Annotated in this window: 14 protein-coding genes; 2 read left to right on the forward strand and 12 right to left on the reverse strand. The window is 71.6% G+C overall.

The features are described from left to right. The first annotated feature begins 324 nt into the window (after window positions 1–324). Window positions 325–1677 carry a cytochrome ubiquinol oxidase subunit I gene (locus IEY98_RS18550; RefSeq protein WP_229787013.1) on the forward strand — a complete coding sequence of 451 codons (1353 nt, stop codon included), beginning with the start codon at window positions 325–327 and terminating at the stop codon, window positions 1675–1677. After that, window positions 1667–2659 carry a cytochrome d ubiquinol oxidase subunit II gene (locus tag IEY98_RS18555; RefSeq protein ID WP_189211656.1) on the forward strand — a complete coding sequence of 331 codons (993 nt, stop codon included), beginning with the start codon at window positions 1667–1669 and terminating at the stop codon, window positions 2657–2659. Before IEY98_RS18550 ends, IEY98_RS18555 begins: the two co-directional genes overlap by 11 nt. 30 nt (window positions 2660–2689) lie before the next feature. On the opposite strand, the gene IEY98_RS18560 is transcribed toward IEY98_RS18555, so the two are convergent. The 12 genes from IEY98_RS18560 to IEY98_RS18615 all read right to left on the reverse strand — a co-directional run bounded on the left by IEY98_RS18560 (window position 2690) and on the right by IEY98_RS18615 (window position 12671). Further along, window positions 2690–3517 carry an alpha/beta fold hydrolase gene (locus IEY98_RS18560; RefSeq protein WP_189211657.1) on the reverse strand — a complete coding sequence of 276 codons (828 nt, stop codon included), beginning with the start codon at window positions 3515–3517 and terminating at the stop codon, window positions 2690–2692. Next, on the reverse strand, window positions 3517–4626 hold the full coding sequence (locus IEY98_RS18565) for an ABC transporter ATP-binding protein (protein ID WP_189211658.1): 1110 nt from the start codon (window positions 4624–4626) through the stop codon (window positions 3517–3519). Before IEY98_RS18565 ends, IEY98_RS18560 begins: the two co-directional genes overlap by 1 nt. Window positions 4627–4648: 22 nt before the next feature. Next, window positions 4649–5584 (reverse strand): carbohydrate ABC transporter permease, encoded by a 936-nt coding sequence (locus tag IEY98_RS18570; RefSeq protein WP_189211659.1) that lies wholly within the window; start codon window positions 5582–5584, stop codon window positions 4649–4651. A gap of 11 nt (window positions 5585–5595) precedes the next feature. Next, window positions 5596–6567, reverse strand: coding sequence for a carbohydrate ABC transporter permease (locus IEY98_RS18575; RefSeq protein WP_229787014.1), 972 nt, complete (start codon window positions 6565–6567; stop codon window positions 5596–5598). Continuing rightward, window positions 6567–7973 (reverse strand): ABC transporter substrate-binding protein, encoded by a 1407-nt coding sequence (locus tag IEY98_RS18580; RefSeq protein ID WP_229787015.1) that lies wholly within the window; start codon window positions 7971–7973, stop codon window positions 6567–6569. Before IEY98_RS18580 ends, IEY98_RS18575 begins: the two co-directional genes overlap by 1 nt. 268 nt (window positions 7974–8241) lie before the next feature. Further along, window positions 8242–8667 (reverse strand): hypothetical protein, encoded by a 426-nt coding sequence (locus tag IEY98_RS18585; protein WP_189211660.1) that lies wholly within the window; start codon window positions 8665–8667, stop codon window positions 8242–8244. 47 nt (window positions 8668–8714) lie between these two features. Next, complete coding sequence (locus IEY98_RS18590; protein ID WP_189211661.1) at window positions 8715–9506, reverse strand: alpha/beta hydrolase; 792 nt, start codon at window positions 9504–9506, stop codon at window positions 8715–8717. Between the two features lie 72 nt (window positions 9507–9578). Further along, window positions 9579–10049 (reverse strand): nitroreductase family deazaflavin-dependent oxidoreductase, encoded by a 471-nt coding sequence (locus tag IEY98_RS18595; protein ID WP_189211662.1) that lies wholly within the window; start codon window positions 10047–10049, stop codon window positions 9579–9581. 104 nt (window positions 10050–10153) lie between these two features. Beyond that, on the reverse strand, window positions 10154–11146 hold the full coding sequence (locus IEY98_RS18600) for an NAD(P)-dependent alcohol dehydrogenase (RefSeq protein ID WP_189211663.1): 993 nt from the start codon (window positions 11144–11146) through the stop codon (window positions 10154–10156). Between the two features lie 94 nt (window positions 11147–11240). After that, window positions 11241–11909 carry a TetR/AcrR family transcriptional regulator C-terminal domain-containing protein gene (locus IEY98_RS18605; RefSeq protein WP_229787016.1) on the reverse strand — a complete coding sequence of 223 codons (669 nt, stop codon included), beginning with the start codon at window positions 11907–11909 and terminating at the stop codon, window positions 11241–11243. After that, on the reverse strand, window positions 11906–12361 hold the full coding sequence (gene rbfA / locus IEY98_RS18610; protein WP_189211664.1) for a 30S ribosome-binding factor RbfA: 456 nt from the start codon (window positions 12359–12361) through the stop codon (window positions 11906–11908). Before rbfA ends, IEY98_RS18605 begins: the two co-directional genes overlap by 4 nt. A 13-nt stretch (window positions 12362–12374) precedes the next feature. After that, window positions 12375–12671, reverse strand: coding sequence for a DUF503 domain-containing protein (locus IEY98_RS18615; protein ID WP_189211665.1), 297 nt, complete (start codon window positions 12669–12671; stop codon window positions 12375–12377). Between the last annotated feature and the right edge of the window lie 3 nt (window positions 12672–12674).

A 12674-nucleotide genomic window follows, 5' to 3' on the forward strand; every position in this document is an offset into this window, starting at 1 on the left:
GCCGAGCGCGCCGAGCGTCGCGGTGTGTGGGACCGATGTGCCTGAAGCAGCGCAGCCGAAAGCAGGCAGAACCACCGCCAGCCGCCGTGGCTCGGCGCGCCGCCAGACCGCCTTGCGGAGGCCGAGCGGATAGGGACCCGCGGAGCCAAGCGCCCACGCGTCGCCGTGTCGGAGGAGTAGGAGCGGTGTGGGTGGGGTACTGCGGGTCCCTGGCGGGCGGGATCGTGGCCGCTGTGTGGGCTCGGGGCGCTGTCGGGCCGACTGGCGGGGGTGCGGGGCCGCGCGCACGATGGGTGGGCAGCCGAGCGTGGAGGGGGCGTCAGCGTGCTGGTCGAGGTGTTGGCCGACGCGGCGACGCCGGGGGATCTGGTCGCGGCGCGGACGCAGATGGCGTTCTCCCTCGGGTGGCACATCATCATCGCCTGCTTCGGCGTCGGGATGCCGGGGCTCGTGGTGTTCATGGAGTGGCGGGCCCTGCGCACCGGCGACGCGGCGTTCGAGGTGCTGGCGAGGACCTGGGCGCGGGCCATGGGCGTGCTGTTCGCCGTCGGCGCGGTGTCCGGGACGATCCTCAGCTTCGAGATGGGGCTGCTGTGGCCGGGGCTGATGGGCAGCTACGGCGAGGTCATCGGGCTGCCCTTCACGCTGGAGGGCTTCGCGTTCTTCATCGAGGCGATCTTCGTGGGGATCTACCTCTACGCCTGGGACCGGCTGCCGCCGAGGACGCACCTGCTCACCGGGCTGCCGATCGTGGTGGCGGGGGTCGCCTCGGCGTTCTTCGTCGTCACCGCGAACGCCTGGATGAACCAGCCGCGCGGGTTCGACCTCGTCGACGGCGAGGTCACCGACGTGCGGCCGTGGGAGGCGATGTTCAACCCCGCCACCCCGCCGCAGACCGTGCACATGATCGTCGCGGCGTTCATGGTCGCCGGGTTCGGCATCGCCGCGGTGTACGCGGTGGGGATGCTGCGCGGCAGGCGGGACCGGCACCACCGGCTGGGTTTCCTGGTCCCCTTCACCGTCGCCGCCGTCCTGGCCCCGGTGCAGGTCGTGGTGGGCGACTGGGCGGCGCACTTCCTCGCCGACTACCAGCCGCTCAAGCTCGCCGCGATCGAGGGCCTCGCGGAGACGACCGCGGGCGCGCCGCTGTCCCTGGGCGGCGTCTACATCGACGGTGAGCTGCGGTACGCGCTGGAGATCCCGAACGCCCTGTCGCTGCTGGCCCACTGGGACCCCGACGCCGTCGTCCTGGGCCTGAACGAGGCGCCCGCGCACCTGCGGCCGCCGGTCAACGTCGTGCACCTGAGCTTCCAGCTGATGGTGGCCATCGGGTTCGGGCTCGTCGCCCTCGGCGGCTGGCTCGCCGTCGCCTGGCTGCGCCGCCGCGACCTGCCGCGCGCCCGCCTGTTCCTCTGGGCCGCCGCGCTCGCGGGCCCGGCCGCGGTCCTGGCGATGGAGGCCGGGTGGGTCGTCACCGAGGTCGGCCGCCAGCCCTGGATCGTCTACGGCCACATGCTGACCCGCGACGCTGTCAACCCGCAGCCGGGGCTGCTGGTCGGCCTGGGGATCGTGCTCGCGGTCTACGCCGTGCTGACCGTGGCCACCGTCTACGTCCTGCGGCTGCTGGCCCGCCGGGGCCCGGTGCGTGCCCCGCAGGAGGAGAGCCATGAGCGCTGACATCCTGCTCGCGGTGCTGTGGATCGGCCTGACCCTGTACGCGCTGTTCGGCGGCGCGGACTTCGGCGGTGGCCTGTGGGACCTGCTCGCGGGCGGCAGCGAGCGCGGACGCCCGCAGCGCGAGCTGATCGAGCACTCGATCGGCCCGGTCTGGGAGGCCAACCACGTCTGGCTGATCTTCGTGATCACCCTGTTCTGGACGGCGTTCCCGGCAGCGTTCGCGCCCTTCGCCGCCACGCTCTACATCCCGCTGACGCTGGCCGCCCTGGGGATCATCGCCCGCGGCGCGGCGTTCGCGTTCCGCAAGGTCAGCGACCGGTTGTGGCAGCGGCGGCTGTTCGGCGCGGCGTTCGCGTTCTCCTCGGTGGTCACGCCGTTCTTCCTCGGGGCCACGCTCGGCGCGGTGGCCTCCGGCCGGGTGCCGGTCGGGATCGACGCGGGGGACATCTGGACCAGCTGGTGGAACCCGACCTCGGTCACGACCGGGCTGATCGCGGTCGGCGCGTGCGCGTACTTGGCCGCGGTGTACCTGACCGCCGACGCCCGGCGCGCGGGCTCGACCGCGCTCGCGGAGGCGTTCCGCCTGCGGGCCCTGATCACCGGCCTGGCGCTGGGCGCGTTGACGCTGGCCGGTTTCCCGGTGCTGCGGGCCGACGCGCCCGCGCTGTTCGACGGTCTGGTGGGGACCGCGCTGCCGTTGGTGATCACCAGCGTCGCGGCGGGCGTGCTGTCGCTGGGCCTGCTCGTGGCGCGGCGGTACCTGCTGGTGCGGCTCACCGCCGCGATCGCGGTGACGGCGGTGCTGTGGGCATGGGGCGTGGCGCAGTATCCGGTGATGCTTCCGGGACTGACCGTGGACGGCGCCGCGGCGTCGCCCAGCGTGCTGACCCCGGTGCTGTGGGTGCTGGGGATCGGGTCGGTGCTGCTGGTCCCGTCGCTGGTGTACCTGTACTCGGTCTTCCAGCGGTCACCTCAACGGTAGGAACTGCGCCGCGGTCCGGGCGCGTCGAGGTCAGGCCAGGAACCGACTCAACGCCCCCAGCCACGCGCCCGGCTGGTCGATGTGGGCCATGTGGCCCGCCTCGTCGAGGATGACGGCGGTGGCCGACGGGTTGCGGGCGGCCGCCTGCTCGGCGAGGGCCGCCGGGAACGTCATGTCCTGGCGGCCGTGGAGCAGCAGGATCGGCACGCCCAGGGCGATCAGCCGGGCCTCGGCGTCCGGCACGCGGACCGGGGGCAGGGCACCTGCCTCCCAGGCGCGGCTCCAGTCGCCGGAGAAGGCGATCCGGGACAGGCGGTCGAGGTAGTCGGGCAGGGACTCGGCGCGCCACACGTTGCAGGTGGCGAAGGCGATCGCGCGGGCGCGGTTGGCCTCGGCGCCGGTCAGGTCGGGTGGGAGGGCGTCGGCCCCCTCCGCGAGTCTGCGGTCGCGCTCCGTCCAGCCCGCGAAGGCGTCCGGGGGAAGGGGGATGACGCTGCTCGACGCGACCACCAGCCGCCGGACGCGGTGGGGGGCCGTCAGGGTCAGGCGCTGGGCGATCAGGCCGCCGGTCGAGAAGCCGAGGACGTCCGCTCGGGGGACCTCCAGGGCGTCGAGCAAGGCCAGCAGGTCGGTCACTGCCTCGTCCCAGGTGTAGGACGGCAGGCCGCGGGTGGAGCGGCCGCAGCCGCGCAGGTCGGGCAGCAGGACGCGGCGGTCGAGGTCGTGGAGCGGGGTGCGCAGGTACGTGTGGTCCCAGTCGGGGCCGCCGTGGATGACCAGCAGGGGCGAGTGCCCAGGTTTGTCGGCGACGAACAGCTCGACGCCGTCGGACACCCGCGCCCGCCGGTCGGTCCACATCAGTCGGGCAGGCGGTCGCCCGTGGCGGCGTCGAAGAAGTGCACGGCGCCCGCCTGCGGGGTCAGGGCGAGCTTGTCGCCCCGGTGCCAGCCGGACATGCCGGGGGCGCGCACGGTGAACGCGTGCGGCGCCTCGCGCTCCTCGGCGCTCTCGGCCACCTCGACGTGCGGGATGTCGGCCGAGCAGTACAGGTACTGGTCGCTGCCCAGCTCCTCGACGACCTCCACCACGGCGGAGACGCCCGACGAGCCGATCGACCAGCCCTCCGGGCGGATGCCGACGACGACGCGGTCCGAGGTCAGCGCCGCGCGCTGGGCCGGGGTCAGCGGGATGGACATGCCGCCGACGGTCGCCGACTCCCCCGACACCGCCGCCGGGATCAGGTTCATGCCCGGCGAGCCGATGAACCCGGCCACGAACACGTTGGCGGGCCGGGAGAACAGGCCGATCGGGGTGTCGCACTGCTGCAGGATGCCGTCGCGCAGCACCGCGACCCGGTCGCCCATCGTCATCGCCTCGGTCTGGTCGTGGGTCACGTAGATCGTGGTCACGCCCAGCCGCCGCTGCAGCGACGCGATCTGCGTGCGGGTCTGCACCCGCAGCTTCGCGTCCAGGTTGGACAGCGGCTCGTCCATGCAGAACACCTGCGGGCGGCGCACGATCGCCCGGCCCATCGCCACCCGCTGGCGCTGGCCGCCGGACAGCTTCGCGGGCTTGCGCTCCAGGTACTGCTCCAGGTCCAGCAGCGCGGCCGCCTCGCGCACGCGCTTGACCCGCTCCTCCTTCGGCATCTTGGCGATCTTCAGGTGGAAGCCGATGTTGTCGGCCACCGTCATGTGCGGGTACAGCGCGTAGTTCTGGAACACCATCGCGATGTCCCGCTCCTTCGGCGGCAGGTTCGTCACGTCCCGCTCGCCGATGCGGATGGCGCCGCCGTCGATGCCCTCCAGGCCCGCCAGCATGCGCAGGGTGGTCGACTTGCCGCAGCCGGACGGGCCGACCAGCACCAGGAACTCGCCGTCGGCGACCTCGAGGTCGAGGGTGTCCACGGCCGGGGTCGGGTTGCCCGCGTAGTAGCGGGTGGTCCCGTCGAAGGTGACCGTTGCCATCAGTTCTCCCCTTCCGCCACGGTCACTTGCCCGCGCCGAGGGTCAGGCCGGTGATGATCCGGCGGGCCAGCAGGATGTACATGACCAGCATCGGGAGCACGACGATCGCCACGCCCGCGATCAGGCCGCCGTACTCGGACTGGTAGCTCGCCGCGCCGTAGAGCGTGAACAGCGCGCGGGCGAGGGTGAAGTTGGCGTTGTCGGTGAGGAACACGATCGCCAGCAGCGTCTCGTTCCACAGCCCGATCGCGTTGAGGATCAGTGCGGTGATCAGGCCGCCGCGGGCCAGCGGCAGCATCACCGTGAAGAACGTGCGGAACGGCGAGGCGCCGTCGATGGCGGCGGCCTCCTCCAGCTCGTCGGGCAGCGACTTGAAGAAGCCCGTCAGCAGGAACACGGTGAACGGCAGCGACAGCGCCACGTACACCAGGAACATGCCGAACAGGTTGTTCGTCAGCCCCAGGTCGGCCATCCCGATGAACAGCGGGATCACCAGCGTCTGGAACGGGATGCCCATGCCGATGGCGAAGAAGTTCGTCATCGGGTTGCTGCCGCGCACGCCCAGCCTGGTCAGCGCGTACGCCGCGGGCGCCGCCACCGCCACGATGACCACCGACGACACCGCCACCAGCGCCACCGTCACCAGGAACGCGTTGCCGAAGCCCGCGTTCTCCCAGGCGTAGCGCAGGTTGCGGAACGGGTCGCCCCGCTCGAACCAGGTGTAGGGCAGGTGGAACGGCTTGTTGAAGATCTCGATCGGCGTCTTGAACGCCGCCGTCACCAGCCAGTACAGGATCACCACGTTCAGCGCGGTGAACAGCCACACGAACGCCATGCCGACGATGCGCAGCGGGCTGAACCCGCGCGCGGTCGGGGCCGGGCGCGGCTTGCGCGGCGGTGTGCGGTGCTCCCGGCGGACCCGGGTCTCGGGCGCGGACTCCGGCGCGGACACGGTCATGTCCTCCCCCTTTAGAACTGGATGGTCTCGCGGCGCATGAGCCTGCGCAGCGCGACGACGAGGACGGACACCAACGCGATCATCATCACGGCCGCCGCGCACGCCATGCCGTACTCCGGCGAGCCCGCGGTGCCGAAGGACCGGTCGAACACGTAGAGGCCCAGCGTCCACGACTCGATCGGCGGCGAGTAGGTGCCCGGCCCGGCCAGGACGAACACCAGCTCGAAGATCTTGATCGCGCCGATCGTCCAGAGCACGCCTGCCACGCCGATGACGTCCCAGGTCAGCGGCAGGGTGACGTTGCGGAACTTCTGCCACGGCGTCGCGCCCGCGATGTCGGCGTCCTCGTAGAGGTACGGCGGGATGCGGTCGACCGCGGCCATCAGGATGGTGATGTAGAAGCCCGCGCTGGCCCAGATCAGGCAGCCGATCACGACCCAGGTCACGTTCTCCGGGGCCAGGAACTTCACCGCGTCGACGCCGATGCTCTCCAGCAGGTAGTTGACCAGGCCCTGCCGGTTCGGCCGGTAGATCATGATGATGCTGAAGAACATGCCCAGCGCGACCGGCGCGACGATGTTCGGGAAGAACAGGATCGCCCGCACGAGCTTCCCGCCGCGCATCTCGCGCAGCACCATCGTGAACAGGAACGCCAGCAGGAACGTGCCCACGCCCGCCACGAAGATGTAGAGCAGCGTGTTCAGGAACGAGTAGAGGAACGCGTCGGAGGCGAACAGCTCGGTGAAGTTGCCGACGCCGTTGAACTCCGGGGTGTCGCCCGCGCCCTGCCACGACGTGAAGCCCAGCACGACCGTCGCCACCGTGGGCACGACCATGAACAGCACGTACAGCCCGATCGCGGGCAGCAGGAACGGCCAGAACAACCGCTTCTTGCGGACCAGGTGCGCCCCGGCGGCGGACGTGACGTCCGCCTCCGGGGAGGTGACCGGCGCCGGACGTGACGTCTGCGGCGAAGCCGCCATCAGCCCGCTGCCTTCCAGAACTCGGCCTGCTTGGCGGCCAGGCCGTCGATGAACTGCTGGGCGCTGATGTTGCCCTTCAGCAGGTCGTTGTTGAGCGGGTAGAACACGTTGTCGACCCACTTGCCAGCGGCCAGGCCGTCGAGGCCGTCCATGAAGATCGCCCGTTCGGCGCTGTCGTCCTCCAGGGCGGCCTTGACGTCCTTGAGCGAGTCCGGGACCGCCAGGTCGGGGCGCGGGGTCAGGTTGTCGGCCACGGCCGGGATGCCGGAGAGGATGTCCTTGTTGAGCACGTAGGCGATGAACGCCTTGGCAGCCTCGGGGTGCGCTGCCTTCTTGGTGACCGAGAACCCGATGGGCAGCTGCTCGACGATCTTGTGCGGGGCGTCCGACGGCGTCGGGAACTGGAACGAGCCGTAGCTGATGCCCTTGTCGCCGCCCTGCTTGTTCAGGTACTCGCGGGTCTCGCTCGGACCCCACGAGCCGACGAACAGGAAGGCCGCCTCGCCGTCCGCCCAGCGCTGCTGGACCTGCGGGAACTTGGAGGCGTCCCAGCCGTCGATGAAGTAGCCGCCGTCGCCCATGCGCTCGACCAGCGCCGCGGCCTTGGCGAAGCCGGGCTCGGTCTTCCACGCCTGGCCGGTCTTGTCCTGCGCGGCCTCGGACAGGCCGCCGGGGCCGACGTAGCGGGCGGCGATCTGGGTGAAGAAGTAGGCGTTGTAGAAGTTGATGTCGCCGTCCTGGGCGATGGCGGCCATGCCGTCGGCCTTCGCCTTGTCGAACAGGGCGAACAGGTCGTCCATGGTCTGCGGCGGCTTCAGGTCCGGGAACAGGTCCTTGTTGTACCACCAGGCGTTGCCGAGGATCTCGTACGGCACCGAGAAGAGGGCGCCGTCGTCCTGCTTGGCCTGGGGCATGTCGTAGAAGCTCGCGGGCACGACGTCGCGGACGGTCTTGTCGCCCTCGCCGACCTTGTAGTCCAGCACGTCCTCCACCGACTGGGTCCCGCCCGCGGCGACGACGGCGGCGCGCACCTGGCTGATGTCCTGGTCGAACAGGTCGGGCACGGTGTCGGTGTTCAGCGACGGCGCCACGTTCTGGGTCAGCAGCTTGCGGCCGAGCCACTGGACGTTGACCTTGACGCCGGTCTTGTCCTGGAAGCAGCGGATCGCCTTGCTGAGGACCTTGCCCTGGGGCTCGTCCTCGGTCCACATCGACCAGTAGGTGAACTCCTTGTCGGTGGCGGGCTTGGTCCCGACCTCCGGACACGGGGCGTTGAGGTAGTCGTCGACACCGGGGAGGGTGAGCGGTGCTTCCCCGCCGCCGCCACCCGCATCGGACCCACCGCCGCATCCCGCGAGCGTCAGCACGGCTGCCGCCGCCATGACCGTCAACCTGGTCGAACGCATGATCACCACCTGATCGAGGATGCCAATCTGCGACCTGGGCCACACACCGGCTGCATGTTTTTGCGCAGTTTGGTCTCGTTTAGAGCATCTGTCAACACTCAAGCGCGCATCATTCGACACACGGGCGAGTAACGATTGGTTTATACCACTGCCGATCGCCCCGACCTAACCCCCGAATCGGTCGAGATACCCGACGAGGGTGGGAAAGTTCCGGACATGACGACAGGACGGCATCACCGAGATGATGCCGTCATTCAAGCGCGAACGCTCAGCAGCCGTCGACGGCGTCGGGGTGCAGGTAGGCGTCGATGAGCCAGCCCTCGGGGGCCGACAGCGCCTTCATCGCGCCGACGCCGCAGCCGCTCATCTCCACCACGGTCTCGCTGTCGCGGATCGTCGAGTCGGGCGCCTTCGCCGCGAACGCGGCCGGGTCGCCGACACCGCCCGCCGCCTCGGTCACCCCGAGGTCGCACTGGGCGACGCCCCACTCGTCCTGGAACGCGACCCGGCCGGACGGGGTGAACAGGGCGCACACGCCCGGGCCGTCGGCCCGCGCGAGCCGGGAGACGAACTCGCCGTAGAGGCGCTCGGGGGACTCCTGCGGCGCCGGGCCGTCCGCCTTCATCGGCGGCGCCTCCGGCGACGTGCACGCCGTCAGCGACAGCAGGAGCAGGGCGGCCAGGACGCGGGTCACAGGGAAGAACCTAGCCCCGCGGACCGTCTTGATCGATCCGTTGCCGGTTAACCGATGGACTTCCCGATGTGGCGGAGCACGTCGGGCATCACCGACGCCCAGTACTCCTCGGTGTGGCCCGCGCCCGGGGCGAAGAACGATTCGGCGTCCGTGCGGGCCGCCAGCGCGCGGGCGGCGTCGGCCAGCTCGTCGTCCTCGCCGCACCAGACGGCGATGGGGACGCTGGAGGTGCCCGTCAGCGGGTTGGTCTCGGCCCAGCGGACCTCGTCGCGCAGGCCGAAGTCGGAGGCGGCCGCCCAGTCGGGGAACACCGCGGGGCTCACCATCGCGACCACGGTGGGGCCGGGCTCCTGGGCGTAGGTGTAGGCGGCGACCGCGCCGGTGGAGATGCCCATGACGGCGAACGGCGTGGGCGCGAGCCCGGCCGCGACCAGCCAGCCCGGCAGCTCATCGACCAGCATCTTCTGGGCCTCCGCCGTCCACTCGCCGCCGTCGACGGCCACCACCGCGAACGGCGGCAGGCCCGCCCGGTCGGTGGCGGTGAGCAGCGGCGGCAGCCCCAGCTCGACGAACTGCCGGGCGTCCGCGCCGAAGCCGTGCAGCGCCAGGCACACCGGCAGCTCGCCCGCCACGTCACGCGGGCGCATGATCACCACCTGCACGTCGCCGATGGACGACCGGTACACCAATTCGCTCAGCGACGGGGTCGCCAGGGTCGGCGGGGTGACGGTGAGCTCGGCGGCCGGGGTGACCGGCGCCGCGGGCGCAGGCCGCTTGCCACACGCCGCCAGCAGTGCCAACGCGCCGAACCCGAGCAATCTTCGTCTGCTGAAGTCCACAATGGTCCTCTCACCTCGCCGACCGGGCGGCCGAGTATAGGTCTGGACCATTACGGTGCGGCACCGGTTCGATCACGCTCGCCGCATGCGCAGGAAGTCGGTCACGCCGAACAGCCGGTGGGCCCGCCGTTCGCCTGGGTCGAACAGGTCCTCGACCTCGGGTCCCGACACCAGCTCCGGCCGCGTGACCTGGAACGACTCGCCGTCGTGGTCGACGGTCGCACCGCCAGCGGCGAGCACGTTGCGCACCCAGTCGGCCCGAGGACCGTACGGGAGGGCGACCACGAGCCCCTGCCCGTGCGCCACCGCCACGACCGGCGTCCGGTAGGCGGCGCCGCTGGTCCGCCCGGTGTGGTGGACGACGGACGCGTAGGCGCCGACAGAGCCCGCCGTCCGCAGCTGGCGGGGGTTGAGCAGCCTACGGTTCATCCGGCGGACCAGGTCCTGGACAAGCCGGACCTTGGTCCGCATGGTCACCAGGAACGCCAGGCCGAGCACCGCCACCACGCCCACGACCCAGCCCGCGATCACCAGAACCGTCACCACTCACCCCTCCCCAACCACGACGAAACCCTGCCCCGCACCGCCACCCCAAGCGCCCCCACCGCGCCAAGGACCCAGACCCCAATCAGCAGGACCGTCACAGCTCAGCCCTCCTCAACCGCGACGACGACCTTGCCCCGTGCCGTCCCGCCCGCCAGGTGTGCCACGGCGGCCGGGGTGTCCGCCAACGGGAACACCCGGTCGACCGCGGGCCGGACGTGGCCGTCCTCGATCAGCCTCGTCAGCGCGTCGAGGTCGGCACCGCTCGGCTTCGCCACCAGCGGCGCCAGCCGCTGGTTCACCACCAGGTTGAGCGCCATCATCCGCAGCAGCCGCCCGAGCGGGCCGAGCCAGACGTCCTGGCGGCGGCCGAACGAGGCCAGGTACGTCGCCCCCGGCAGCAGCACCTGCCGCCACGCGCTCGGCGAGTGGTCGCCGCCGTTGTCGAGCACCAGGTGGAAGCCCGGCCGCAGGCGGGTCGCGTCCTCCGCGGCGCGGTCCACCACCTCGTCCGCGCCGAGCGAGCGGACCATCGCGACCTTGTCGCGCCCGCACACGCCCGTCACCCACGCTCCCCGCGCCTTGGCGATCTGCACGGCGAAGCTGCCCACCCCGCCAGCGGCCCCGTTCACCAGGACGCGCTGGCCCTCCCGCACGTCGCGCATCGCCTGCAGCGCGGTCGCCCCCGCCAGCGGGACGGCGGCCGCCTCCACGGCGGACAGCCCGGCGGGCCTCAACCGCACGGAGTCCGCGGAGACGCGCACATACTCGGCCACCGCCCCCATCGCGGGCAGGATCCCGCGCTGGTCCACCCGCCCGTAGACCTCGTCGCCCGGCTTGACCGCGGTCACCCCCCGCCCGACGGCCTCGACCTGGCCAGCGAAATCGCTGCCGACACCGCCCACCCGGGGCCGCATGCCCAACTGGAACGGCCGCATCACGTACGGCACGCCGTTGAGGATGTGCAGGTCCGCGGCGTTGAGGCCGGCCGCGCGCACCCGGACCAGCACCTCGCCCTCGTCCTCCCCCGGCACCGGCACCTCGGCTAATCGCAGCACCTCGGCCGCGCCGTACCGGTCGAATCTGATCGCTTTCATCGCTCCCCCTCCATCAGGCTTACGTCGTAAGGCTAATCTTACGCTGTAAGGCCGTCAATGGGCGCGCGGCGGCCCGGCGGGAGCGAAGCGGGAATCAGCCCTCGGCGCGCAGGCGCTCCAGGCCGGAGAGGATCAGGTCGAGGCCGAACTCGAACTCCGCCTGGTGGTCGCACCAGCCCAGCGCGCTGTCCGGGTCGTCGTGCGCGATCTCGGCCACCATCGCGGCCAGGTGCGGGAAGTGCTCGGCCAGCTCCTGCACCATCGCCTCGGCCTCGGCGTCGGCAGCCGGGTCGGAGAGGTCGAACAGCTCCTGGGAGAAGCCCAGCGCCCGGCTGCCCAGCGCGTGCAGCGCGCGGTGGGCCAGGTCGTAGGAGAAGCCGCCAGCGCGGAAGATCGCCAGGACCCCGTCGTAGTACGCGATCACCCCGGGACTGATCGACGTGCGGGTCTCCAGCACGCGCGCGGCCCAGGGGTGGCGCAGGAACACCTGGCGGGCGGTGAGGACGCGGGCGCGCATCGCCGCCTGCCAGTCCTCGACCACGGGCTCGCCCACCGCCTCGGCGATCTCGGCCATGACGACCTCGATGACGCCGTCGAGCAGGGCTTCCTTGTTCGCGACGTGGTGGTACAGCGACATCGCCTCGACACCCAGGTCCTGGGCGAGACGGCGCATGGTGAGGGCGGCGATGCCGTCCCGGTCGGCGATGGCGACGGCCGCGCCCAGCACGCGCGCGCGGCTCAGCGGGACGCGCTCGGCCGTCACTGGTCGTCTTCTGGCTCGGCTTCCCGCGGCGCCTTGTACGGGTCCGCCTCGCCCGCCGGGGTCGCGCCGGAGGCCAGGGCGGCCACCTCGGCGTCGGCCGCGCGGGCCTGGGCGAGCAGGTCGTCGATGCGGCGGGAGTCCTCGGGGATGGTGTCCGCGATGAACTGCAGGGTCGGGGTGAACCGCACGCCGGTCTGCTGGCCGACCTTGCTGCGCAGCACGCCGCGCGCGCTGTTCAGGGCGGCCGCCGCGCCCGCCATGTCCGGCTCGGTGTCGATGCGGTCGCCGAGGACGGTGTAGTAGACCGTCGCCTCGCGCAGGTCGGCGGTCACCCGGGCGTCGGTGATGGTGACCCGGGCCAGGCGCGGGTCCTTGACCTCGTGCTCCAGGGCCGAGGCCACGATCTGGGTGATGCGCTTCGCCAGTTTGCGAGCGCGCGGTGCGTCGGCCACGACAGCGTTCCTTCTAGTCGTCGTCCGGCCCGAGCAACCGGTGCCGGGCGGACAGGAGTTCCAATTCGGGGCGGCCCGCGACCAGGCGTTCGCACGCGTCCATGATGTCGCGGACGTGCCCGGCGTCCGCGGCCGCGACCGCCACGCCGATGAGGGCCCGCCGGTGCAGGTCCAGGTGGCCCGCCTCGGCGGCGGAGACCTCGAACCGGCGGCGCAGCTCGGCGATCACGGGCCGCACGGCGGACCGCTTCTGCTTCAGGGAGTGGACGTCGCCGAGCAACACGTCCAACTCAAGAGCACCTACATACATGGG

It is taken from the genome of Actinokineospora fastidiosa, assembly GCF_014648415.1.
In the GTDB taxonomy this organism is placed as follows: domain Bacteria; phylum Actinomycetota; class Actinomycetes; order Mycobacteriales; family Pseudonocardiaceae; genus Actinokineospora; species Actinokineospora fastidiosa.

Excerpts from the sequence above, each read along its gene's own strand:
- IEY98_RS18555 (WP_189211656.1), top strand. The coding sequence starts at position 1,667 with ATGAGCGCTGACATCCTGCTCGCGGTGCTGTGGATCGGCCTGACCCTG.
- IEY98_RS18560 (WP_189211657.1), bottom strand. The coding sequence starts at position 3,517 with ATGTGGACCGACCGGCGGGCGCGGGTGTCCGACGGCGTCGAGCTGTTC.
- IEY98_RS18565 (WP_189211658.1), bottom strand. The coding sequence starts at position 4,626 with ATGGCAACGGTCACCTTCGACGGGACCACCCGCTACTACGCGGGCAAC.
- IEY98_RS18570 (WP_189211659.1), bottom strand. The coding sequence starts at position 5,584 with ATGACCGTGTCCGCGCCGGAGTCCGCGCCCGAGACCCGGGTCCGCCGG.
- IEY98_RS18575 (WP_229787014.1), bottom strand. The coding sequence starts at position 6,567 with ATGGCGGCTTCGCCGCAGACGTCACGTCCGGCGCCGGTCACCTCCCCG.
- IEY98_RS18580 (WP_229787015.1), bottom strand. The coding sequence starts at position 7,973 with ATGCGTTCGACCAGGTTGACGGTCATGGCGGCGGCAGCCGTGCTGACG.
- IEY98_RS18600 (WP_189211663.1), bottom strand. The coding sequence starts at position 11,146 with ATGAAAGCGATCAGATTCGACCGGTACGGCGCGGCCGAGGTGCTGCGA.
- IEY98_RS18615 (WP_189211665.1), bottom strand. The coding sequence starts at position 12,671 with ATGTATGTAGGTGCTCTTGAGTTGGACGTGTTGCTCGGCGACGTCCAC.